This is a genomic window from Rossellomorea sp. SC111 (assembly GCF_024733565.1).
GTDB lineage: Bacteria > Bacillota > Bacilli > Bacillales > Bacillaceae_B > Rossellomorea.
Genome location: NZ_JANIOC010000008.1, coordinates 194359 through 218935, shown reverse-complemented (window position 1 = coordinate 218935; position 24577 = coordinate 194359). Strand labels below are relative to the sequence as shown.

Annotated in this window: 25 protein-coding genes; 8 read left to right on the top strand and 17 right to left on the bottom strand. The window is 41.9% G+C overall.

The features are described from left to right. Window positions 1-40: 40 nt before the first annotated feature. On the top strand, window positions 41-1099 hold the full coding sequence (gene ytvI, locus NQ095_RS12590; protein WP_258263811.1) for a sporulation integral membrane protein YtvI: 1059 nt from the start codon (window positions 41-43) through the stop codon (window positions 1097-1099). An 83-nt stretch (window positions 1100-1182) separates the two neighbouring features. Here ytvI and NQ095_RS12585 read toward each other — a convergent pair whose 3' ends face one another. From NQ095_RS12585 to cyoE, 7 genes are all read right to left on the bottom strand, one after another. Then, the gene (locus NQ095_RS12585; protein WP_258263810.1) at window positions 1183-1644 is read right to left on the bottom strand and encodes a DUF420 domain-containing protein; all 462 of its coding nucleotides are present in this window, start codon (window positions 1642-1644) and stop codon (window positions 1183-1185) included. A 115-nt stretch (window positions 1645-1759) separates the two neighbouring features. Next, the gene (ctaG, locus tag NQ095_RS12580; protein ID WP_258263809.1) at window positions 1760-2668 is read right to left on the bottom strand and encodes a cytochrome c oxidase assembly factor CtaG; all 909 of its coding nucleotides are present in this window, start codon (window positions 2666-2668) and stop codon (window positions 1760-1762) included. Between the two features lie 287 nt (window positions 2669-2955). Further along, window positions 2956-3288 carry a cytochrome c oxidase subunit IVB gene (gene ctaF / locus NQ095_RS12575; RefSeq protein WP_159361829.1) on the bottom strand — a complete coding sequence of 111 codons (333 nt, stop codon included), beginning with the start codon at window positions 3286-3288 and terminating at the stop codon, window positions 2956-2958. A 4-nt stretch (window positions 3289-3292) separates the two neighbouring features. Next, on the bottom strand, window positions 3293-3922 hold the full coding sequence (locus NQ095_RS12570; RefSeq protein ID WP_034755953.1) for a cytochrome (ubi)quinol oxidase subunit III: 630 nt from the start codon (window positions 3920-3922) through the stop codon (window positions 3293-3295). Beyond that, window positions 3922-5790, bottom strand: a complete 1869-nt coding sequence (gene ctaD, locus NQ095_RS12565; protein ID WP_258263808.1) for a cytochrome c oxidase subunit I — start codon at window positions 5788-5790, stop codon at window positions 3922-3924. The genes NQ095_RS12570 and ctaD overlap by 1 nt, the downstream gene beginning before the upstream one ends. Before the next feature lie 29 nt (window positions 5791-5819). Continuing rightward, complete coding sequence (coxB, locus tag NQ095_RS12560) at window positions 5820-6896, bottom strand: cytochrome c oxidase subunit II (protein WP_258263807.1); 1077 nt, start codon at window positions 6894-6896, stop codon at window positions 5820-5822. A gap of 101 nt (window positions 6897-6997) precedes the next feature. Further along, window positions 6998-7912, bottom strand: coding sequence for a heme o synthase (cyoE, locus tag NQ095_RS12555; RefSeq protein ID WP_258263806.1), 915 nt, complete (start codon window positions 7910-7912; stop codon window positions 6998-7000). A 478-nt stretch (window positions 7913-8390) separates the two neighbouring features. Between cyoE and NQ095_RS12550 the strand changes: the two genes are divergently transcribed. Continuing rightward, entirely contained in the window at window positions 8391-9308 is a 918-nt protein-coding gene (locus NQ095_RS12550; RefSeq protein WP_258263805.1) for a COX15/CtaA family protein, read from the top strand. A 40-nt stretch (window positions 9309-9348) separates the two neighbouring features. On the opposite strand, the gene pyc is transcribed toward NQ095_RS12550, so the two are convergent. The 4 genes from pyc to glsA form a co-directional block, all read right to left on the bottom strand. Next, entirely contained in the window at window positions 9349-12789 is a 3441-nt protein-coding gene (gene pyc, locus NQ095_RS12545) for a pyruvate carboxylase (RefSeq protein WP_258263804.1), read from the bottom strand. A 142-nt stretch (window positions 12790-12931) separates the two neighbouring features. Then, on the bottom strand, window positions 12932-14149 hold the full coding sequence (locus NQ095_RS12540) for an FtsW/RodA/SpoVE family cell cycle protein (RefSeq protein ID WP_258263803.1): 1218 nt from the start codon (window positions 14147-14149) through the stop codon (window positions 12932-12934). A 112-nt stretch (window positions 14150-14261) separates the two neighbouring features. Continuing rightward, window positions 14262-14543, bottom strand: a complete 282-nt coding sequence (locus NQ095_RS12535; protein ID WP_034755973.1) for an Fpa/YlaN family protein — start codon at window positions 14541-14543, stop codon at window positions 14262-14264. 194 nt (window positions 14544-14737) lie between these two features. Next, on the bottom strand, window positions 14738-15661 hold the full coding sequence (glsA, locus tag NQ095_RS12530) for a glutaminase A (RefSeq protein ID WP_258263802.1): 924 nt from the start codon (window positions 15659-15661) through the stop codon (window positions 14738-14740). A 139-nt stretch (window positions 15662-15800) separates the two neighbouring features. On the opposite strand from glsA, the gene NQ095_RS12525 reads away from it, so the two are divergent. Further along, a complete protein-coding gene (locus tag NQ095_RS12525) occupies window positions 15801-16298 on the top strand; it encodes a peptidyl-prolyl cis-trans isomerase (protein WP_258263801.1) in 498 nt (165 codons plus the stop codon). 74 nt (window positions 16299-16372) lie between these two features. On the opposite strand, the gene NQ095_RS12520 is transcribed toward NQ095_RS12525, so the two are convergent. After that, entirely contained in the window at window positions 16373-17701 is a 1329-nt protein-coding gene (locus NQ095_RS12520; RefSeq protein WP_258263800.1) for a PhoH family protein, read from the bottom strand. Between the two features lie 178 nt (window positions 17702-17879). Here NQ095_RS12520 and NQ095_RS12515 point away from each other — a divergent pair, with 178 nt between their 5' ends. Further along, a complete protein-coding gene (locus NQ095_RS12515; RefSeq protein WP_258263799.1) occupies window positions 17880-18482 on the top strand; it encodes a YhcN/YlaJ family sporulation lipoprotein in 603 nt (200 codons plus the stop codon). Window positions 18483-18532: 50 nt separating this feature from the next. Here the strand turns inward: NQ095_RS12515 and NQ095_RS12510 are convergent, their stop codons facing one another. Beyond that, window positions 18533-18988, bottom strand: coding sequence for a pyridoxamine 5'-phosphate oxidase family protein (locus NQ095_RS12510; RefSeq protein WP_258263798.1), 456 nt, complete (start codon window positions 18986-18988; stop codon window positions 18533-18535). Between the two features lie 179 nt (window positions 18989-19167). Here NQ095_RS12510 and NQ095_RS12505 point away from each other — a divergent pair, with 179 nt between their 5' ends. After that, window positions 19168-19368, top strand: a complete 201-nt coding sequence (locus tag NQ095_RS12505) for a YlaI family protein (protein WP_258263797.1) — start codon at window positions 19168-19170, stop codon at window positions 19366-19368. Continuing rightward, window positions 19358-19798 (top strand): hypothetical protein, encoded by a 441-nt coding sequence (locus NQ095_RS12500; RefSeq protein WP_258263796.1) that lies wholly within the window; start codon window positions 19358-19360, stop codon window positions 19796-19798. The genes NQ095_RS12505 and NQ095_RS12500 overlap by 11 nt, the downstream gene beginning before the upstream one ends. 43 nt (window positions 19799-19841) lie before the next feature. On the opposite strand, the gene NQ095_RS12495 is transcribed toward NQ095_RS12500, so the two are convergent. Together NQ095_RS12495 and typA are read right to left on the bottom strand one after the other, a co-directional pair. Then, complete coding sequence (locus tag NQ095_RS12495; protein WP_034755992.1) at window positions 19842-20150, bottom strand: YlaH-like family protein; 309 nt, start codon at window positions 20148-20150, stop codon at window positions 19842-19844. A gap of 23 nt (window positions 20151-20173) precedes the next feature. After that, window positions 20174-22012, bottom strand: coding sequence for a translational GTPase TypA (typA, locus tag NQ095_RS12490; protein ID WP_258263795.1), 1839 nt, complete (start codon window positions 22010-22012; stop codon window positions 20174-20176). A gap of 287 nt (window positions 22013-22299) precedes the next feature. Between typA and NQ095_RS12485 the strand changes: the two genes are divergently transcribed. Further along, window positions 22300-22485: a YlaF family protein gene (locus NQ095_RS12485; protein WP_258263794.1), complete on the top strand. Its 186-nt coding sequence runs from the start codon at window positions 22300-22302 to the stop codon at window positions 22483-22485. A 51-nt stretch (window positions 22486-22536) separates the two neighbouring features. Here NQ095_RS12485 and NQ095_RS12480 read toward each other — a convergent pair whose 3' ends face one another. Continuing rightward, window positions 22537-23334, bottom strand: coding sequence for an inositol monophosphatase family protein (locus NQ095_RS12480; RefSeq protein WP_258263793.1), 798 nt, complete (start codon window positions 23332-23334; stop codon window positions 22537-22539). A gap of 226 nt (window positions 23335-23560) precedes the next feature. Next, entirely contained in the window at window positions 23561-23755 is a 195-nt protein-coding gene (locus tag NQ095_RS12475) for a hypothetical protein (protein ID WP_258263792.1), read from the bottom strand. Window positions 23756-23934: 179 nt separating this feature from the next. Here NQ095_RS12475 and NQ095_RS12470 point away from each other — a divergent pair, with 179 nt between their 5' ends. Then, window positions 23935-24555, top strand: a complete 621-nt coding sequence (locus tag NQ095_RS12470; RefSeq protein ID WP_258263791.1) for a YktB family protein — start codon at window positions 23935-23937, stop codon at window positions 24553-24555. Window positions 24556-24577 lie beyond the last annotated feature (22 nt).

The following is a 24577-nucleotide window of genomic DNA, read 5'->3' as shown; positions in this document are numbered from 1 at the left end:
TAATAAAAGTAAGAGGTTCCTGTTAGAAAGGGGTACACCATTGTCCAAGTTTTTCACTAAAAAAGTATGGATGACCGCATTGATCATCGTACTGATAGCATTAATTGCATTTTTTATTCTGCCGGTATCCGTCACATTGATTATGGCGATCATTACCGCTCTTTTTCTCGAGCCTGCTGTAGGCTTTATCCAAAAACGCTTTTCAACAAAACGGAGATTCGCGGTCCTTTCCGTTTTCATTCTGTTTCTACTCCTTATCAGTGTCTCCTCGTTTTTCATCACTACAAAAGTGGTCGGTGAAGGCATCAAGCTTATTGAAGATGCGCCCAAATACGTCAATCAATTAAGCGATATCTGGCTGGATTATGAAGATAGATTGTTGAATGCAACCGAGGACCTCCCTGATGAATTGGTGCAGAGCTTCAGTGATGACGTCCAGAGCTTTTTGGAAAGCGGCAAGACTAAGATTCTTAATTCATTCAACATAGAAAGAATAAGCGTGGTTTTGTCGTATATCCCGAATTATCTGGTGAGTTTTCTCGTCTACTTAATCGCACTATTTCTATTCATGCTGGACCTGCCCAGGATCAAGAAATCCATCTATGGTCATTTGACAGAAAGAACAGCCGAGAAAGTAACCTTCATGACGTCGAGATTAACTTACGTCATTTTTGGATTCTTTAAAGCACAATTTCTGGTCAGTATCATCATCTTTATCGTTTCCTTGATCGGGCTTCTTTTCATTTCTCCTGAAGTGGCGATTGTGATGTCAATCATCATATGGGTGATTGATTTCATTCCACTGATTGGTTCCATTGTTGTATTGGGCCCATGGTCAATCTTCCATCTATTGACCGGAAACATCGCCCTCGGAAGCCAATTAGCGGTGCTGGCTGCCATACTGTTGATCATCAGACGCACCGTAGAACCAAAAGTAATGGGAAGCCATATTGGATTATCCCCTCTAGCTACGCTAATCGCCATGTATCTAGGTCTTAAACTATTTGGGGTATTGGGATTCATTATCGGTCCATTGCTTCTCATCGTGTTTAACTCTGCAAAAGAAGCAGGTATCATTAAAACCAATTTCAAAGTATAAAAAGGCAAATCCCACTACCCCGGGATTTGCCTTTTTTATTCGCTCATAAAAAAACCGCTACGTGAAACACATAGCGGTTTTTATTAATAACCGAGTATTGCTCTTATAACGGAGGTTGTCTCTCCACCTTTGTAAAAAACATAAAGCAGAAGATATACGGCAACCCCTGTGATGGCTGTGAAGAACCAGATAAAGCTTGTAATAGGACCAAGCTTGCGATGGATCTTCAGGCGATCTTTATACCCTGTCCAAAGACTCATGATGCCAAATACGGCACCTGTGGTTGCCAGGGTAATATGAAAGACCAGGAAGATCGTATAATAGATCTTAATGTCATCTGGACCACCAAATGAAGTGTTTCCGACAAAAATCGTCCTGCTTAAATAGATAACGAAAAAGATAAGGGCGAAGATTCCCGCAAGAGTCATCGTCTTCTGATGCTGTTCAATCTTTCTTTGTTTAATCTGCCACCAGCCTATCGCTACAGTAACAGCACTTAACACGATGAAACTCGTGCTAATGGTAGGTAAAATAGGTAAATCCATCTCGTTTCCTCTCTTTTCTAAAGTATTCTAACCAGCGTCTTTCTCTCGGGGAAATATTTGCAGGATACCTATGTACATACAGGAATAACACTCCCCGAAATCCCTGTATTAGCTTTTATTGTTCTGGCAGAGTTGAATCTGCAACCGGATCATATGAAAGCTTCTCCTGCTGCTCCTGATCCTTTCTGTACCATTGGAAGAATAAATTAAATAGAACGACACCAAACACGATTTCCTGAATAATCTTCATCAAGACTCCTCCGAGCTGTTGATCATTGAGAGTCGACATGGAAGTAAATAATTCCGGACCTGTCAGGGTCAATCCTTCCAGGGTATTCACAGGTACACAAAGAGATAAAGCTTGAAGCCATTCGTTCGGATCATAATAGGTCGCATACATCGGATTTTCTGCGAAGATGATCAATCCACATGCCGGGGTCAATAACACGGCACTCCCCAAAATATAGCCAATTCGTTTTAATCCACTTAATTCAATATCTTCATCTACCGGATTAATCAATGGCCACCACATGAATACAGCAAGAATGAATAACATGAAGGTGGTTAAAGCATGTAGAGTGGCGTCGGTTCGTACGCTATCAAAAATCAACGGGATATGGTAAATCGAAAAAACCAGATTGAATGACAATAAGGAAATCAGCGGCTTGGTCATAAAACTGAATATTTGTTTGACGACAGGCAATTCAATCATTGCCTTCCAAACCCAATCCGGTATTCCGAGAATTAATAATGGAGTAAAGACAAGATATAGAAATGCCATCTGTGTCATATGTGCAGAAAACAATATCCCGCTCAGAACCTCAACAGGCGAACCCTTGATGGCATATAACAAAACCATCGAAACAAGGAAAAATGCGGCTTCTTTCCCCGCCAATTTTCTATTATCCTTAAAGCTGTCCCTCCATTTGATCGTGATCAAAAAGTAGAGCACAGACAAAAACACCAACGTCATGAGAAAAAAAGGGCTCCATAACGCCATAAATCCAAAAATAGCCAAATGCATCTTCCCACCTCATTTCACAATTAACACCTACCCCCATTATACTGACAACCCTCCCCCACTTCAACGTAAGGTAATGACAAGTTCTTGAACAATTAGAAAAGCGGAAGGGCTTTGCCAGGGGCGACAAGCATAAGTCAAACCTGCCGGAAAGGCGTTCTTTGCCTTTTTGGCAGGTTTGACTTATGACCTCGAGCCCCTAAGCCCTGGAACTGGACAATGAAAAACGGAAGCGCCTTGAACAGCCCCGACAAGCACCAAAAAAGCCAGCCTATCGGCTGACTTCTTCTTTAGATCCATACAATTGTTAAAAATGTTAACACTGTGATAAATGCAACAAGTGCACCAGAATACAGGAACAATGAAGGTGCTTCATGTCCTTTATGACTCATATGCATGAAGTAATACAGTTGAAACACCAGCTGAACAACAGCCAATAGGAGAATGAACGGTACCACAAAGTACTTATCAAAATCCCCTGCTACAGCGATAAACGCCACCAATGTTAAGAAAATCATTAACATGAATGATGTTAACTGCATTCTCATGTCTTCTGCATTCTTCTTACGACGGTACTCGTAATCTACACTTGGGTTACCTGAAGTTGATTGTTGATTCGCCATCAGTTTATCCCACCATTCCCATTAAGTATACTACCGTAAAGATAAATACCCATACAACGTCGATGAAGTGCCAGTATAGAGAAGCTAAGTAGAACTTCGGAGCATTGTACAGATTCAAACCACGTTTCGCATTACGAAGCATCAAGCTGACGATCCATAGAAGACCGAATGCAACGTGCCCCCCGTGGAATCCAACAAGTGTGTAAAAGGCTGAACCAAAGGCACTACTAGTAAAAGTATGCCCATATTCATGTACGTAATGATTAAACTCATAAATCTCTAATCCAAGGAAGCCTGCTCCTAAAAGCACTGTGATTAATAACCAGGCCTGCATCCTTTGGAAATTGTAGTTCTTCATATGGTACATCGCATAAACACTTGTAAGCGAGCTTGTTAAAAGCAGCATTGTTGCTAAAAAGGAAAGCGGTAAATCAAAAAGATCAGTAGTGAGAGCATGACTGTCACTAGGAACTCTGTTTTTAAGAGCTAAATACGTTGCAAAAAGAGAGCCGAAAAGGACCGTTTCTCCACCAAGGAAAAACCAGAAGCCCATAAATTTATTTTTCCCCTCAAGGGTCGCCTTTTCAGGGGAGGCCGGCCAGGTCTTTGGCGTGAATTTTTCTTCAGCGTGCATTATGCCTTACCCCCTTTATCGTCGTCCATTAAATCTTCTTTGTGCACATGATAACCGTGGTCATCTACAACAGAACGAAGGAACATGGATCCCAATGTGATAAGCATTCCGATGATTAGTACTGGCAGTGCCCATGCTTTATCATCTACATGATACATGGCACCAAATGCCGCAATGAATAATCCCAGTGAGATAAAGAAAGGTAAAATGGAATTATTAGGCATATGGATATCCCCGATAGGCTCAGCTGGAGTCAATCCTTTATTCCCTTCCATTTTCTCTAACCAATAAGCATCCAACCCACGGATAAGTGGTGTTTGCTTAAAGTTATAGAACGGTGGTGGTGACGGGATTGCCCATTCAATGGTACGTCCGTCTCCCCATGGGTCATTGGATACTTTCACACCTTTAACCTGTGTTGAAATGATATTGATTACATAGACGATTACGGCTACACCCATGAATCCTGCACCGATGGAGCTGATTAAGTTAGCTGTTTCGAATCCTTGACCAGGCAAGAACGTCCATACACGACGCGGCATTCCCATCAGTCCAAGGAAATGCTGAATGAAGAACGTTAAGTGGAATCCGATAAAGAATAACCAGAAAGCGATCTTTCCTAAGAAATCGTTCAACATAGTACCGAACATTTTTGGCCAGTAATAATGAGTACCTGCTAATAGGGCAAATACTACTCCACCTACGATAACGTAATGGAAATGGGCAACAACGAAGTACGTATCATGGAACTGATAATCTGCCGCAGCAGAAGCAAGCATGATTCCCGTTACCCCACCCGCTACGAATGTAGGAATGAACGCCACTGCATAAAGCATTGGAGTCGTGAATCTCAAGCTTCCTCCCCACATAGTAAGGAGCCAGTTAAAGATTTTGATACCTGTCGGAACGGCAATCGCCATTGTTGCAACAGCAAAGATTGCATTCGCTATTGGACCCAAACCTACAGTGAACATGTGGTGAGCCCAAACCATGAATCCTAAGAAACCGATCAATACGGTCGCAAATACCATGGATGAGTAACCGAATAAGCGTTTTCTTGAGAAGTGTGGAATGATCTCTGAGAAAATTCCGAATGCCGGTAATACAAGGATGTATACCTCCGGGTGACCGAAAATCCAGAAGAAGTGCTCCCAGATAATTGTATTCCCTCCATTGGCTACATCGAAGAAATTCGCTCCGAACATACGATCAAATAACATTAGGAAAAGTCCTACCGTTAATGCCGGAAATGCGAAAAGAATAAGTGCAGATGTAACAAATACTGTCCAAGTGAACAGCGGCATACGCATATATGTCATTCCTGGAGCACGCATATTGATAATGGTAACAAGGAAGTTGATACCACCTATCAGCGTACCTGCCCCGGCTATCTGTAACCCGAGTACATAGAAGTCGATCCCGTGACCCGGTGACGCCATGGATAGCGATGCGTATGAAGTCCATCCAGCATCTGGTGCTCCTCCCATAAACCATGAAAGATTCAGGAATACCCCTCCTAAGAAGAATAACCAGAACCCTAATGAGTTCACGAAAGGAAACGCAACGTCACGAGCACCAATCTGCAATGGTACGACTGCATTCATGAATGCGAATATAAGTGGCATGGCAGCCAAGAATATCATCGTTGTACCGTGCATCGTTAATAATTCGTTGTATAAACCAGCGCTAACAAAGTCGTTGTTAGGAACGGCAAGTTGTATACGAATGATAAGAGCTTCCAAACCACCGACAAGGAAGAAAAATCCCCCTGCCATTAGGTAAAGGATGGCGATCTTTTTATGGTCCACTGTTGTCATATAGTCCCATACAGTCGCGCCGAAGCCTTTTTTCTGTGAATAGCTACTCACGATTAAACCTCCCTTTTACTAATCCCCAATTAATCTTGAACCTTTAAGCCCATTAAATACTCTGCAAGTGCATCAATTTCATCTTCCTGCAGGTTACCATATGTACCTGTCATTTTATTACCTGGTTTGTACTGCTCAGGATCAGAAATCCAATTTTTCAACTCTTCCTTATTATGGTCTAAAACACCAGCGATACGTGAACGCTCACCGAAGTTAGATAAGTTAGGAGCAAGTCTAGCAGATTCAGGTCTTCCATCCTGTGGTGATACTGCGTGACAGCTTAAGCATTTTTTGTTGAAGATTTCTTGTCCTTGTTGGGCCAAATCAGAAGTCGGTTTCGGTTCTCCTGCATTTTTCATATCTTCAACCCATGCTGTAAACTCTTCTTTGGGAAGCGCTTTAACTTTGAAGTCCATTAAAGCGTGGGAAGGACCGCATAACTCAGCACATTTTCCGTAGAATAATCCGCCTGCTTCTTTTGCCTTCTCCCCATCGAATTCAAGGAAGAATTTGTTGACGCCATCTACGTTTGTATCAATCTTACCCCCTGCTGCAGGAATCCAGAATGAATGTTTTACATCTGATGCTGTCACATTGAAATATACTTTTTGATCAGTCGGGACAACCAAGTCTTGAGATGTAATGATCTTTTCATCAGGATACTCGAACTCCCACCAGTAAAGGTTGGCACGTACATTTATGACCAATGCGTCACGATTACCGTCTTTATCCTTTTTATCCATCGCCTTTGTATCCGCTAACTGGAACGTTGCTGTAACAGTCGGAACAGCAAGGATAAGAAGTAGGATGATCGGGATAACGGTCCACACAATTTCAAGTGTGTGACTACCTTCTACCTGCTTAGGGATTTTTGTATCCCCTTTCTTTCTACGGAAACGAACGATCGCAACCATATAGACAACCATGACTACAATGATGACCAACACCATAATTAATGTAGCAAGTATCATCAAATCATATTGTGTCTGTGCTACTTCACCAGCTGGCTGCAGTGTGGAGAGAAATGGCTCTCCACAGCCAGAAAGAACTAGCGCTAACATTGCTACAATTGAAAATAAGCGCCACTTAGATAGCCTTGCTTTCATAGCTTAATCAAACCCCTCTTTCATGTAATGTACTTTGAATAAAACAAGGACCCATAAAAATATCTATTTGGATTTCTTAACAGAAAGAATTCCCGCTAATCTTAAAGTACGGTAACGATGACCATCGCTACGAACAAGATTGTCAAGTAATTTAATGAATAGACAAACATAAGCTTTGACCACTTAATATCGTCTTTCATCTTATACCCCGCCAAACCAAGAGCGAGCCAGCCGATGTTAAAGGCCGTTGCCAGGATAAAGAAGAACATTCCGAGATCCATCAAGAAGAAAGGAAGGGGTAAAAGGGCCGCAACCCATGCTACGATATGGTGTTTCGTTGTAGCAAATCCTTTCACTACTGGAAGCATCGGTATATTAGCTGCTCTATATTCCTCCACTCTTTTCATCGCTAGCGCGTAGAAATGAGGAGGCTGCCAGATGAACATCATCAGAAACAGCACCCAGGCGACTACATCCAGGTTTGCATCTACAGCTGCCCAGCCGATTAACGGCGGAACCGCACCTGAGATACTTCCAACAATTGTGTTGCTCACATATTTTCTTTTTGACCACATTGTATATAATACAACGTAACTAAATACCCCGATCAACCCAATGACACCTGCAGTGATGGTTGTCATGAATAACATGATGAGACCGACCGCAATCATAATTAACCCAAGGGCCAATGCTTTTGGTCCATTGATCTTACCTGTTACGGTAGGACGTTCCTTCGTTCGTTCCATCAAGTGATCGATATCCCGATCGTACACATTATTAATGGAGCAGGATCCCGCAATAATAAGGGAAGAACCTATCAACGTAAGAAACATGATATCCAGGGAATTTAGAAAGTGTGTATTCGTAAAATAAAAGGCTAACCACATACCTGTAAAGGTTGTAATTAAATTGGAATTAACGATCCCAATTTTAATGAGCGCTAAAAAATCCTTCCAAGCAGTTGAAGCTGTCACATCTGCTTTATCAACGTCTGTCATGATTCGACTATTAGACATTTTCTCTCTCCTCTCTATAAAAGGCAAGAGGTTTGTTGCCACCTCTATACTATATAGGAAATGATTAACTATTTCTATATTCCTCTGTAAATTCATCCACAGATAAGAAATAGTATATATGCTATCAATATTATATTAAACCATATATTTTTTCCTTTTTGGGGGAGAATTAGACAATTATGTGAAGAAATTGTGAAGAAAGAAAGACGCAGAAGGTTCTTCATATTTCTACAAACATTTTAATCCCATCATACCATAAAACAGAGCTAAGCGCTTACAGAATTTGTTTTTACGTAAATTAGTCCTTCCCTACTATTACTATTCTCTATTCTCTCAAGATAAATGCTCATAATTCTGTAACATTTTATCGGTTGAGTTTTTCATACCTATTATGTAATATCGTAGAGGCATATATATTTTTCTACTATATTTATTTATAGAAAGTGTGTAGAGTCTTTTAATTAAGAAGGTGAATAGATTGCAAAAAGGTGTTCACAAAGGATTAAAGTGGCTGGCCGTTCTAACCACTCTGGGCATGTTATTCGTATTGTTGGGTGGAGCCCTGGTGACGAAGACGGAATCCGGTATGGGCTGCGGGCGATCTTGGCCCCTTTGTAACGGACAATTCATTCCAAGTGACATTACATTTGAGCTTGTTATAGAATTAGCACATCGTGTTGTTTCAGGCGGTGTGGGATTATTGGTTCTGGCTTTATCGATCTGGTCATGGAGATCAATCGGTTATAAACGGGAAACAAAATTCCTTGCAGCCCTTTCTTTCTTCTTTCTTGTATTGCAGGGACTAATCGGTGCTGCAGCTGTATTATGGGGGCAATCTGATTTCGTCCTGGCCATACATTTTGGAATTTCCCTTATTTCTTTTGCTTCCATATTATTATTGACACTGCTGATTTTTGAAGTCGATCAGAAATTTGATGCGAATTCTTTGGTCATCAACAAACAGATGAGATTTCATACGGTCGGGGTGACGATATATAGTTATCTCGTTGTTTATACCGGCGCTCTTGTAAGGCATACGGAGTCCAGCCTGGTGTGCAAGGATTGGCCATTATGCGTCAACTCCTCCCCAAGCCTCCCCACTAACCTTTACGAATGGATTCAAATGGGGCACAGGGCAGCAGCAGGCTTCATCTTCTTATGGATTGCCTATATCACATACATTGCCATAAAAGAACATAAGCACCAGAAAGTGATCTACTGGGGATGGATCATTGCCTTCACCCTCGTTTGTCTTCAAGTAATGAGTGGTGCACTTGTAGTGTTCACTAGACTGAATCTCTCTATTGCTTTAATGCATGCTTTGATTATTTCTTGTCTGTTTGGATTATTATGTTACTTCAATCTTCTTGCTTCAAGAAGTAAACGGAAGAAATAGAAAAAAGGATTCCGGGTTCATTTACCGGAATCCTTTTTTATTATGCTTTGTTCACTTCAATCAATAAATCTCCCGGGCTGATGGCATCACCGTTTTGTACATAGATATCTTTAACTACGCCTGCAAAAGGTGCCTGAACGGTCGTTTCCATCTTCATGGCTTCAGTTATCATTAAATGATCTCCCTTCTCAACCGTTTCTCCTTTTTCTGCGATGACCCGTATAACGGTTCCCGGCATGGAAGCGCCGATATGATTTTCATTTTTCACATCAGCCTTCATTTTGGCTGCAACAGTTGATTTAATACTCTCGTCCTTAATGACTACCTCACGTGCCTGTCCATTAAGCTCGAAGTATACAATACGGGTACCATCTGCCTGAGCCTGCCCGATCGAGACAAGCTTCACAATGAGTGTCTTCCCGGTTTCGATTTCCACTTCTATTTCTTCGCCAAGTCTCATCCCAAATAAGAATGTAGGGGTATCAAGGACTGAGATATCTCCGAATTGATCCATTGTTTGTGCGTATTCCATGAATACTTTCGGATACAGGGCATATCCAAGGGCATCAAAACTTGTGACCGGACGCTCGAGGTCTTCAAAGAGTTTTTCTTTCAGGGCTGTGAAGTCCACATCATCCAGTAGTTCCCCAGGTCGTACAGTCAACGGATTGCGCCCTTTCAAAATCACGTTCTGCAATTCTTTCGGAAATCCTCCGTGGGGCTGACCCAGGGATCCTTCAAATAATTCAACCACTGAATCAGGAAAATCGATTTTCTCCCCTTTTTCGAGTACGTCTGTTTCCGTCAAATCGTTTTGAACCATGAACAAAGCCATGTCTCCGACGACTTTAGAAGAAGGAGTCACCTTGACTATATCCCCGAAGAGATGATTGACCCTTGCATACATGTCCTTTACTTCTTCCCAGCGGTGACCGAGCCCGACTGCTTTTGCCTGTTGCTGAAGATTGCTGTATTGTCCCCCGGGCATCTCATGTTTGTACACTTCTGAATGCGGCGACATCATCCCACTTTCAAAGTCTGTATAATACTTCCGGACGTCTTCCCAGTAGTGAGAGAGGGTTTCCAGGGAATCGATGTTTACATTCGGTTCTCTTTCCGTCCCCTTTAATGCGTAATACAACGTATTGGCACTCGGTTGGGACGTCAGACCGGACATGGTGCTCAGGGCCGTATCAACAATGTCGACACCCGCTTCGACGGCTCTTGCGTATGTGTAGATTCCGTTCCCGCTCGTATCGTGTGTATGCAGGTGAATCGGCAGGCTGACTGTGTCTTTCAGTTCCGAAATCAATCGGTAGGCTGACTGCGGCTTCAACAGTCCCGCCATATCCTTGATTGCCAAAATATGGGCACCACTCGCTTCGAGTTCTTTCGCCATATTTTTATAGTAATCGATATCATATTTTGTCCGCGTCGGGTCATCGATATCACCGGTATAGCAAATGGCCGCTTCTGCGATTTTTCCGCTTTGTCTCACGGCATCGATCGCCACTTCCATTCCTTTGACCCAGTTTAAGCTGTCAAAGATCCTGAAGACGTCGATACCGGCAAACGCTGACTTTTCGACGAATTCCCTTATCACATTATCAGGATAGTTTTTATACCCTACCGCATTGGATGCTCTAAGGAGCATTTGGAATAATACATTTGGAATGCGCTCTCTTAAAGTCAATAATCGATTCCATGGGTCTTCCTTAAGAAAACGGTAAGCTACATCGAAAGTTGCCCCGCCCCACATTTCATATGAGAACATATCCGGCAGCAACTGGGATGTTGGTTCCGCTATATGCTTCAGATCATTTGTTCTGACACGGGTCGCCAGTAATGATTGATGTGCATCACGGAATGTTGTATCAGTGAGGAGTACAGCATTCTGTTCTTTGACCCAATTCACCAGGCCGTCCGCACCATGCTGATCCAGGATCTGCTTAGTTCCGGGTTGAAACTCTTTCTTTACATCCATGGCCGGTACCCGAGGTTTTTGTAAAACAGGTTTTTTCTTTTTTTCTACTCCCGGGAATCCATTAACGGTTACGTTTCCGATATACGAAAGCATTTTCGTTCCACGGTCTTTCCTTTTCGGGAAAATGAATAGTTCAGGAGTCGTATCGATAAAAGAGGTATCATACCTACCTGTAATAAAGTTTTCATGTTTCACGACATTTTCCAAAAACGGGATATTCGTCTTGATCCCCCGTATTCTAAATTCTTGAAGATTTCTGACCATTTTGGACGCAGCCTGTTCGAATGTAAGGGCCCACGTGGAGAGCTTTACCAGGAGGGAATCGTAATAAGGTGTAATGACCGCACCCTGGAATCCATTCCCGGCATCGAGGCGGACCCCGAATCCCCCACCTGACCGGTAAGCCATGATTTTCCCGGTATCAGGCATAAAGTTGTTCAATGGGTCCTCCGTTGTCACACGGGATTGAATGGCAAATCCATTTGTCCTGATGTCATCCTGAAGAGGGATACCAAGCTTGTCGCTGTGCAGGGCATAACCTTCCGCAATCATCAATTGTGATTGGACAATATCCACTCCTGTCACCATTTCCGTAATCGTATGTTCCACTTGAACACGGGGATTCACTTCGATGAAGTAGAACTGATCATTCGCTACCAGGAACTCAACGGTCCCGGCGTTCACGTACTTCACATTATCCATTAACCGGACGGCTGCCACGCAGATATCTTCTCTCAGCTGGTCACTCAAGGAAACGGATGGCGCAATTTCCACTACCTTTTGATGGCGTCTTTGAATGGAACAATCACGCTCATATAAGTGAACGATGTTTCCGTCATGATCTCCAAGAATCTGGACTTCAATATGCTTCGGGTTTTCAACAAATTTCTCCACATATATTTCATCATTTCCAAACGCTGCCTTGGCTTCTGATTTGGCTCGCTCATAGGCTTCTTTCAAGCTTTCAAGGTTTCGGACGATGCGCATCCCCCGTCCACCGCCGCCCAATGAAGCTTTGATGATGATCGGGAAACCATTTTCCTTCCCAAAGCTGATGACTTCTTCCAACGTATCTACAGGGCCATCTGTACCCGGAATGACCGGAATATTCGCCAGCTGGGCCTGATGGCGTGCCTTAACTTTGTCCCCAAACATATTCAAATGCTCAGAATGAGGTCCTACAAAAGTGATTCCTTCTTCTTCACAACGTCTAGCAAAATGGATATTTTCAGACAGGAAGCCATATCCCGGGTGGATGGCATCCACATCTGCATTCTTTGCGATTCGGATGATCCCTTCAATATCCAGATAAGCATCAATAGGCTTCTTCCCCTCACCTATTAAGTAGGCTTCATCTGCTTTATAACGATGATATGACCCTGAATCTTCTTTACTATAGATTGCTACGGTCCTAATATTAAGTTCCGTACATGCACGGAATACACGGATGGCAATTTCCCCGCGGTTTGCTACCAGTACTTTTTTAATTCGTTTCAATACACTCTCTCCTTTTGGCTATTCATGATTGAAATTCCACCTATTGAAGTCTATGAAAAAAGGGCTGACCCCGAAGATAATTAAGAAGTATCTTAGGGGGCAGACCCTAGACTTAGAGTTTTAGATACTCTATCAAAGTGACCTACATTTTTACACCATATATTTTTTTGCTATTATCCTTATTCTCCGAAGGATAGTCATTTTCCTTCTTTGTTTTATATTTTTCTTCATATTTTACAAACATCGACACATTTACAAGGACACCCATCGACAAAGATAGCACCAACAGGGACGAACCACCGTAACTGATGAAAGGGAGTGGGACCCCTGTGATCGGGATTAATCCGGATACCCCTCCAAGATTGATGAAAGCCTGTATTCCAATCATACAGGAGATCCCGATTGCAAGCATCGTGCCAAAGGGGTCCTGACATTTCACGCCTGTATATATCCCCCGGAGAACAATATAGGAAAGTCCGAGGATGACAAAGCTTACCCCAAATACGCCTAGCTCTTCAGCAATGATGGCCATGATGAAATCCGTCTGGGGTTCCGGTAAATAACCAAGCTTTTGGACACTTTGTCCCAAGCCTAGACCTTTCACTCCCCCGGACCCGATCGCGAGGTAAGAGTTCACCAAATGGTACCCTTCACCCTGTGCATATTTAAACGGGGACAGGTAGGCTTCAATCCTGCTAAGCCGTTCCTTGGTGAAGATGAATCCTCTTGCCAGGTAAATGACCGGGGATAGGACAACTAAAAATCCCACTCCCAAGCCTGCAAGCTTGAAAAACGTTTTATAACTGATGCCCGAACAGGAAATGACGATGGCACCGATGGCAAAGATGATCGCTGCCGTACCAAAGTCCGGTTCCAGGAATACTAAAAAGCAAATAAAGCCAAGAAACAGTAATGGAGGTGCAAGACCTTTATTGAAGTCATCTATGTATGCCTGTTTCTTGGAGTAAACGGAACCAAGGTAAATGATGACAGCAAGCTTCGCAAACTCCGATGGCTGGATGGGCATGAACCCTAGGTTGATCCAACTTTTAGCGTTATTCACCTCATACCCAAAAAGATGTACCCCAAGTAATAAACCAATGATTACAATCATCAGGCCTTTGATGATCTTACTTACTTGAAAGGCTTTATACGGAAACCACGCTGCTGCCGTAAAGGCAATGAAGCCGATGATGATATTGATCATCTGCCTTTTATAAAAGTGATCGCTGTCCCAGCCGAACCGTTCTACCGCCATGACCATACTGGCACTATAAATCATGACGAGGCCAAATAAACAAAGGAAAACATACACAGCGATTAACGAATAATCGTAGGATTTTGCTATTTTTTTAATCATGACATTTCAATCCTTTTTCTCTTATATCATTTTCATCTCTTAAGATCATCAATTCCTTAACAAAAAAACTCAAACAACAGATCTATGTATTGTTTGAGTTGTCATGACTATTTTACTTTTTTGTAGATGCTTCATGAAGGGCAGAAAGTTGTCTTTCCAAAGAATCAATCAAGTCTTTTCCATCTTGATCATCTACAAGCCCTAAGCGGACCGCAAATTCTATTTCACGAGATAATCCGAACATTTGGGTATCCAATACTTCCTCATATAGAGGACATTGGGGCATCGTTAAATTATCCATTTGTACTTTAATAAGTTGTAATATCTTTTCTGCGTCGGCCTTTAATAGTTCATAGGCTTTTTCCCGATGATTGATTGTCATTTCTGACGCCACAGTGATCCCCCCATTCCGAACAAATAACCTTCCTGTCTTAAAATTTTATCGTTAAACCCGATAAATTGCAAGAAAAATAAGTGTTTTCCTAGGGATTCAATGACAGAATTTCGAACAATTTTCAAAAGAGAAATCGGGGTATCTCATCACGTCATGCTTCCTCTTTTAATCACGTTTTGCATCGTAATTTCAAGTTAAAATATACTCCATGAGTGTTCATCACTAAGCATTTCGAGAAGCTTCAGCCCCGCAATGCTATTTCCTACATCATCGAGTGCCGGTCCGAAAATCCCTATTCCACATTTTCCGGGGACCGAGCCCATGATGCCGCCGGATACGCCACTTTTTGCAGGAATCCCCACTTTAATGGCAAACTCTCCGGAAGTATTATACATCCCGCATGTCACCATGAATGTTTTACATACTCTTGCCACATCCCTTGTAATCAATTGGCGGCCGCTCTCAGGATCGATTCCATCATTGGCGAATACCGCTCCCATCTTGGCAAGATCCACACAGTTCATCTCCACGGCGCATTGTTTTGTGTAAAGGACGAGTAGATCTTCGACATTTCCCGTGATCACCCCGTGCTGCTTCATGAAATAGCAAAGGGATCTGTTCAGGTTGGCCGTCTGCAATTCTGAATATGCCACATCTTCATTATATGAGACCGTTTCCCCTGTCATATGATTTATGAATTCGATTAAACGGTGCCATTTCTCCATTCCGGTGTTTCCCTTGATCATATTCGTTACAGCAAGTGCCCCTGCATTGATCATCGGATTAAGGGGCTTTGAAGGCTTATGGGTTTCGAGCTTCGCTATGGAGTTGAATGGATCTCCTGTAGGTTCCATTCCAACCTTGGAAAAAACATACTCTTCCCCGTAGTCCATCAGTACGAGTGCAAGGGTGATAACCTTCGAAATGCTTTGTAGTGTGAATTTTTTCAAATGATCCCCGGCATAACAGGAGTTGTTATCCAATGTGTAAATGCTGATTGCCAGATCATGGGGATTTTGATCCTTAAGTGCGGGTATGTACTCTGCAACCTTTCCTTCAGATGCGAAAGGCCTCGCCTTTTCAACTAATCCTTCCAACCATTCCTGTGTGTTTATCATCTATCTACCAGCTCCTTTTGTCCTACTTATCATTTCCCTATTTTCACTCATTGAAAACGCTGAAAATGCTTTCATCAGAATGTGACAAACCTGCTTTTAACATATATACTGATACTATCAGCGAGAGGAGGAGTCAGAAGTGGAAAGTATCATACCGATAAAAGGGAAAGTGAAATTTCCCATTACATTGGATGCGGGAGTTTGGATATTTGATGATCGAAAAGTGGATTTAACTACATATTTTGATGCTAAAACAGAAAAAGTAGATGAGTTGGAAGAATATACAAAGGCAGTTTCCAAGCACTGGTCGAGAGAGATTCAAGAAGGGGCAACCTATCCTCCAACTTTGAAAACCGAGAAGAGATATGAGAAAGAAAAAATTCTTAACGGAACATTTGCTATTCCCTTTGCACCTTTTCTGAAAAATGCAGAACCACTTCCTGAAGGGGCGTCCATCGTGATTGAAACCGAATCCGGGGATCACTTTCTGGATTTAAACCAGGCAGATCAGCTTTTGATCGGATTTTCAAAAGAAGGCAAGCCACTCAGGGAAGACGGTCCCGTTCATGTTTATTTTATGGATGGTTCGAACAGGGACAAGCCGATCACCGATGTCAGGGCATTTCGAGTTGAATAGCCATAACGAATGAAAACCGGTTCAGTAACATCTGAACCGGTTTTTTCATACGTTATTTTTATGTGGTCTAAAGGTTATAATATATCGGCTGCAAGCTGTGCTAATCCTGATCTTTCACCCTTCATAAGCTTCACATGACCGGCTAATTTTTGATCTTTGAATTTCTCCACTACATACGTCAGACCATTATTATATTCATCAAGATATGGGTGATCGATTTGAGCCGGATCTCCCATTAGGACAATTTTGCTCCGCTCTCCAACACGTGTCAGAATGGTTTTCACCTCATGCTTCGTCAGGTTCTGAGCTTCATCTATGATGATATATTGATCAGGGATGCTTCTTCCTCGTATATACGTCAACGCTTCCACCTCGATAGATCCCATCCCGGCAAGGATATCATCCAATTCTCCAGGCTTTTTGGTATTAAACAGGTATTCAAGATTGTCATAAATCGGCTGCATCCAAGGTCTTAACTTTTCTTGCTTTTCACCTGGAAGATAGCCAATATCTTTGCCGACCGGGACAATCGGGCGGGCTACAAGTAATTTATTAAATTTATTAAGGTCTTCTGTTTGTAAAAGTCCGGCAGCCAGTGCTAAGAGCGTTTTACCGGTCCCGGCTTTCCCGATCATGGTCACCAACGAAATATCATCCCGTAATAATAACTCCGTTGCCATCGTTTGTTGGACATTCCTCGCTTTAATTCCCCACATATGTTCTTGGTCATAGACCAGTTTCTTCACTTTGAGTCCGGTTGAATCCACCATTCCCAGGGCAGATGCAGAACTTCCCAGTGCATCTTTCATAATGAGGAATTGATGGGAATAAAACCGTTGTTTCGTAATATCTGTAAGGGTCAGTTCCCCTTTGTCATAAAATTTATTGAGAAATTCTCTCTCGGTGTATAATTCGATAAATCCGGTATAAATATCATTCACTTCGATGACTCTGTCACTCAGGAAGTCCTCAGCCTGTAAACCCAAAGCATCTGCCTTGACCCTGACCAGGGTATCTTTACTGACAAGGATAACCGATTTTCCATCCTTTTTTGCTTCTTCCTCGAGTGAAAGGTTTTTAGCTACGGCGATGATCCGATTATCGTTTGTTTTCTCGACAAATATATCTTGAAGCTGCTGAAAGGAGCGGTGATTTAGTTCAATCCGTAATGAACCACCTGTATAAAGTGGGATTTTTTCATGGAGCTTTCCTTCTTGCCGTAAATTATCTATCAGTTTCGATACATGTCTTGCGTTTCTTCCGATTTCATCCATATAACGCTTTTTGGAGTCCACTTCTTCTAAAACGACTGCAGGTATAACCACCTCATTATCCTGGAAAGAAAAGATGGCTTGTGGATCTTGTAATAAGACATTGGTATCTAATACATAAATTTTATTCAAATCGATGCCTCCTGCTCCTGATTTCTTATTACTATTGTATGTAGCCTATGATGTTCCGGTTATTCCCAGCTACTCAAATAGGACGGCCCGTTTCTTAAAATATATGAATAAACGTATAAAGATAGAAGAAAATTACACAATAAGAAAAGATATTGATTCTAAATCGGGAGGTATTGACATGAAAAGACTCATCTCTCTAGTTATGGTGACCATCTTGCTCGGAGCTTGCGCCAACAAAAATGAGGTCGGATATAAAAATGATGCAAACAGTAAAAACAATAAACCAATTACCGTCCAGGATAGCAACATTCAACATGTTCATCGAAAGTCCGGGCAACAAATCTCAAAACATCTGGTCGACCTCACCACTTCTGTACCAGACGTAAAGGATGCAACGGCTGTAGTCATCGGTAAATATGCGTTTGTAGGCATTGATATCGATTCGGACGTAGAGCGTTCCCAAGTGGGATCGATTAAATACTCTGTCGCAGAAGCCCTTCAGAATGACCCCTACGGTGCAGAGGCAATGGTCATCGCCGATCCGGACCTGTATGCCCGACTGAAGGAGATCAGTAAAGATATCCAAAGAGGCGAACCGGTTCAGGGCATCATGAATGAATTGTCTGACATATCGGGTAGATTGATGCCTGAGATCCCTAAGTCTTTAAAGCAGACCAATCCCGAAAATGCCCCGAACGAACCTAAGAAAAAAATGAATAACGCAAAAGAAAAACAGCTTAGAAAAAAACAGGAAGATCAAACATACGATAAAATCGATTGATTGTACAGACCTATTCAAAATGAGAAAAAGCCATGAAAAAGCTTAGGATGCTAAGCTCTTTTCATGGCTTCTATTACTTGACGGTCCAAACGGTCTGCAGCCGTTTTATCATATGTCTTTTCATAAACGGGCTCTGTGGAAATTTTCGATCCATAGAACATGACATCTCTCACTTCATTAATCAAAAGTTGAATAAGGGTCAGCTTCAAAGGCACTCCTGAAAGCTTCTCATGGTATACGGAAGCTTTCCCGCCAATCGAATACGTGGATTCATTTGCAATTAAGTTCACCACAACCAGCGGATTCCCCTTAATATTCTCAACGATTCTTGAGCGTTGATCCACGGCAAACAATAGCGTTTGTTCGTCTTTGGCATAGATCCACGATATTGCACTGACATTTGGTCCCAGTGTTTCATGATCAACGGTAGAGAGTGTAACAAATCGCTCTGATTGCAGTTCTTCAAACAATGCAGGAATTAAGCTGGGTTCGACTTGATTAGCCATACAATCCCCCCTGGTGACATTTTCTAAGCGTTCTCATTTCATACGTGATTCATCTTGATTATACTATACCAAATTCCATTGTTAAAAGCATACAGGAAAGTTAAATAAAGCGTTCGGCTATACTACATGATATACTAATGAGACTAGACTTATGATTAGAACAAGTAGAGGTGTACGAAATGAGAGTGAAATGTGCTTTATGTGAAGTAATTGAAAATATTGATGATTATTCCCTGCAGGCGAAAAAGCTGCGCAACAGACCCATTCACACATATATGTGTGAAAAATGCCATGACCGCATTAAAGAGAAGACAGAGGAACGTGTTTCGACGGGGAATTTCCGTTTTTATCGTTCTCCCAAAGTCGACGATGACTTTTAAACAAATAGGTTTGGCCGTCGGCATTATCTCAGGCTCATTATTGGGTTTATTCCTCAAGTGGATACAGGGACTGACCGGCATTAAAGTATATGTTTTGTTATTGAATGTTGACTTCATCCCACTGTTTGCATCTACATTGCCTGAATGGCTTGAGTTCTCTTTCCATTTACTTATTTCCTGCGGTCTCGGTTTGGTATTTGTGTATCTGATGGAAAAGCTGAAGGTATCTGAGAGGGGAGCATGGCTCCTTTCCCTGCTGCTGACCTTCCCCACTGTTTTTCTATATTTTCCCCTTTCTTATCTGGCTGTACAGGATGCACCCGGCTTATTCGATGTAAAAGCCATCACCTTTTGGACAATTGGACATCTTCTATATGGACTAAGCCTCCCGCCACTCTATTATTTCTTTGCGAAGTCGAATCCAAAATAAAAAAGCTGTAGTCCTTGGAATATGGACTACAGCTTTTTCATGCTTAAAACGTGCCTTTTTTCTTTTCATTCGTCAGGCGGATCTTGTAAATTACTAAGATTAATGCCGCAACGACCAACCCTTCAGCAACCGGAAGAAAGATGCCGAGAAACGTCAGCACCGTACATCCGAGGATGAGAAAAGTATAAATCAGGATCGATTTCATGACTGGCAGCTTTTTCGCAAAACCGAGCTTATAAACTAAGATTGAGAGGCCAACGATGGTTATATAAAGCAACCACATCCCCATTTCCGCGTTCTGGTCAACCCGGTAAAGGGATGCGAAAAAGGACAAACGTTCTGTTACATCCATTTCCTACTCCCCCTTCACTTCGTTTATTGAGTAACCTTATTTTTCTTTTCTGCTCTTTCCCGTTCATTCTTATCAAGAATTTTTTTACGAAGACGGATTGATTCAGGCGTTACTTCACAATATTCATCATCATTTAAATACTCCAATGACTCTTCCAATGTCATGATTCTTGCCTTTTTAATCGTAACAGTTTGATCTTTATTTGCAGAACGTACGTTAGTCGCCTGTTTCAGCTTTGTGATATTTACGGTAATATCATTTTCTCTTGTATGTTCTCCAACAATCATGCCGCCATAAATTTCTGTCCCGGACTCAACGAAGATGATACCACGGTCTTCCACTTGCATGATACCGTATTGGGACGCTTTACCTGTCTCCATGGAAACAAGCACACCTTGTCGACGTCCGCCTACGCGGCCTTTCTGCAGTGGTTGATAGCCTTCAAAAGTGTGGTTGATGATACCATATCCACGAGTAAGAGTCATAAATTCCGTAGAATAACCAATTAGTCCACGTGCAGGAACCATAAACATTAAACGGACCTGACCATTACCATTGTTTACCATATCCAACATTTCACCTTTACGTTGACCAAGTGATTCGATTACGCCTCCCATATATTCTTCAGGGATATCAATTTGAACACGTTCTACAGGCTCGCTCTTCACGCCATCGACTTCTTTTATGATAACTTGTGGCTTCGATACCTGTAACTCGTAGCCTTCACGACGCATGTTTTCAATCAAGATGGAAAGATGAAGCTCTCCACGGCCGGAAACTGTCCACGCATCAGGTGAATCCGTTGGTTCAACACGTAAACTTACATCTGTTTGCAGCTGAGCCAATAAACGTTCCTCAATCTTTCTTGACGTAACATATTTACCTTCTCTACCTGCAAACGGACTGTTGTTCACAAGGAACGTCATCTGTAGTGTAGGCTCGTCAATGCGAAGAACCGGAAGTTGATCCTGATGTTCAACCGGACAAACCGTTTCACCGACGTTGATATCTTCCATTCCGGAAACAGCGATTAAATCACCCGCTTTTGCTTCCTGGATTTCCTCACGTTTTAATCCGAAGAAACCAAAGATCTTTGTTACACGGAATTGCTTAACGGAGCCGTCAAGCTTCATCAGCGCTACCTGTTGACCAACTTTCATCGTTCCTCTGAACACACGACCGATTCCGATACGTCCTACGTAATCATTGTAATCAAGCAGTGCAACCTGGAACTGAAGTGGATCTTCAGAGTTGTCGACCGGTGCAGGAATGTGCTCAATGATGGACTCATATAAACACTGCATGTTTTCATCCTGTTTTTCCGGATCTGGATCCGTACTTGCCGTACCGTTGATTGCAGAAGCATAAACAACCGGGAATTCAAGCTGTTCATCATTTGCATCCAGCTCAATGAATAACTCCAGTACTTCATCGATGACTTCTTCAGGACGGGCTGAAGGTTTGTCGATCTTGTTTACAACTACGATTGGTGTAAGGTTTTGTTCCAGAGCTTTCTTAAGGACGAAACGAGTCTGTGGCATACAACCTTCATACGCATCCACTACCAGTAAAACACCATCTACCATTTTCATGATACGTTCTACTTCACCACCGAAGTCAGCATGCCCTGGTGTATCAAGGATATTGATTCGGGAATCTTTATATTGAATCGCCGTATTTTTCGCAAGGATTGTAATACCGCGTTCTCTTTCTAAATCATTTGAATCCATCGCACGTTCCGATACAGTTTCGTTTTCGCGGAAGATTCCAGATTGCTTTAAAAGCTCATCAACTAATGTCGTTTTCCCGTGGTCAACGTGAGCAATAATAGCAATATTTCTAAGGTCATTTCTTAATTTCATATTTCCACTCCTGAATATTGGATTTCTTTATAGTGTAAAGATAATATTTTTCAGTTCAACTAGACCATTATATCACAGCATTGACAAAAGCCCTAATAATTATTTCATATTCACTATTCATTCCTGCTAAAAGTTTCCTTATCGACTTGAATGTTCTGCTTCTTTGTCTCCAAAACCCACTTGCGATTTATTGTATTGATAGGTAAAATTTAATAAGGGCAGCACACGAAGCTGCGTTGGCAATCTGTCAGGGAAAGAATCATTGCTTAACTATTGGGGGTTACAGAATGGCAAATATAAAATGGATCTTTGTGCTTTTTTCAATATTAGCGGCCGTATCACTTATGGGCATTGCCATTTCAATCAGTTTACAAAGTATATTGCTTGCAGCTGTATGTATCATCTGTTTATTCATTGTGATGGGATTCGGTTTTAAGACCAAGAAGAAATACAGAGAAGAAGGAAGATTGTAGTACACATAAAAAGGAGTGAGGGCCATTCAACGGCCACCACTCCTTTTTCATTTACTTATTTCTATGAAGATAGTCAGTCAATATGGTTTCATGCAGACCAGGCTTCCCAACGAAGACAGAGCTCTTGTTTAATGGATTCAAGGGGGTCCCATCAAGGTCTGTCACCACTCCACCAAGCTCTTCGATCATAATCTTTCCGGCTGCGAAATCCCACGGGGCCAGGCGCATTGTCAGATATGCGTCAAGCCTCCCTGAAGCCACGTAAGCAAGCTCCATCGCAGCTGAACCATAGGACCGGGTCCCTCTCACATCATGCACGAGTGGAGCCAATATTGAGGAATCAATACGCTTGTTCTTCGTCACCCACAGTGCATTCAATGCGACTATCGCATCTTCCACAGGAACGGGTTCAAGCTTCGGAAGCTTCACATCATTCATATAAACACCTTTGCCTTTACTCGCAAAGTAAAGCTCGTCGTGCACGACATCATATATGTATCCTAACTTCCCTTCATCTCCATCGTAAATCCCGATAGAAATGGCAAAATTCCTCTGCTGATGAACAAAATTCATCGTTCCATCGATTGGGTCGATGATCCATGTTATTCCGGATAACTCTTTAAAATCATCCCCATATCCTTCTTCACCCAAAATTTGATGATCGGGGTAAGTGGTTCGTATGTTTTCAGTAAAGTATCGCTCAGTCGCTTCATCCATATCGGTGACCAAGTCATTCCGGTTCGATTTCGTTTTAATGTTCAGTTCGGTTTTAAATGACTGACGAATCCTCTCACCGGCTTCATGTATCCATGTTCTAACATTTTGATCTAGCTCAGTCCAATTTGTCATGTATTATTAGCCTCCAATATGTTTAGCGAAAATCAGTTAGTGTAGTCATTACTAATATGGTCTTTTCAGATAATCTTAACTCCTAGGTCCAATTCATTCAAGAAAATAGGCTTCACCAAGTAAGGTCATTTCCCCATAAAAAAGCGAACTCTCCAACCACTATGAGCTCGCGTTCAAAAGTAGATTTTGTTATCAGCATACTTTAAACCATTGAATGTTATTTGCTCTATAAAGCCTTCATTTTCATTAGTTCTTCCCTGATACTCATAAGTTTCTGCTTGGACTTGGTCTGGGTCTCTGTATTCTTCGTTTGAATTGCTTCGAACAATACGGCTAATTCATAATCCATTTCAAGTTTCAATACGTTCATTCGTTGCTGTTGGACATCACGTTTTTTAGAAGTGTTCATTACTTGTTTCATGGCCATACACCCCTTCCGAGTTTTCGATTTATCTGATTGTTCTGATAATATTTACTACATGTTATGAAATACCAACTCATCTTGTAACTAAAATGTGCAGACACCTATAGATAATTCATTTGGCTACAAGCTTGTACCTCTTTATGGTAAGATATTGGTGGAAATAAGGAGGTTACAACATGACATTTAACGGTTTCACTAAAGATGATTTCAATGTTTTTAAGATCGATGGTCTCGATGACCGGATGACAGCCATCGCAGAACGGGTCAGGCCCAAACTCGACTATCTCGGTGAACATTTCACCACAACCTTAAGTGCCCTGACCGGTGATGAGATGTTTTACCATGTGGCGAAACATGCAAGACGCTCAGTGAATCCTCCAGATGACACGTGGGTTGCTTTTGCAAACAACAAACGCGGTTATAAAAAACATCCTCATTTCCAGATAGGATTATGGGAAACCCATGTGTTTATTTGGTTTGCAATGATCTATGAAGCTCCAAATAAAGCTGAATTCGGTGAAAAAGTCGAAGAAAATGCAGATAAGATAAGGTCATTGATTCCCGGTCACTTTGTTTGGTCTGGAGATCATACTAAACCGGATGCTGCAACATTTTCCTCTCTGTCACAAGATGAATTCATTGCTTTAACTGAAAGAGTTCAAAAGGTGAAAAAAGCAGAACTTCTATGCGGACTTCATCTGGATCGTGACTCTGCCATTAAGATGAATGGGGATGAATTGATCCAGGAAGTTGAGAGTGCCTTTGAAACACTTTTACCCCTTTATAAAATGAACTAAACCATATAACTGTAGGGAATAA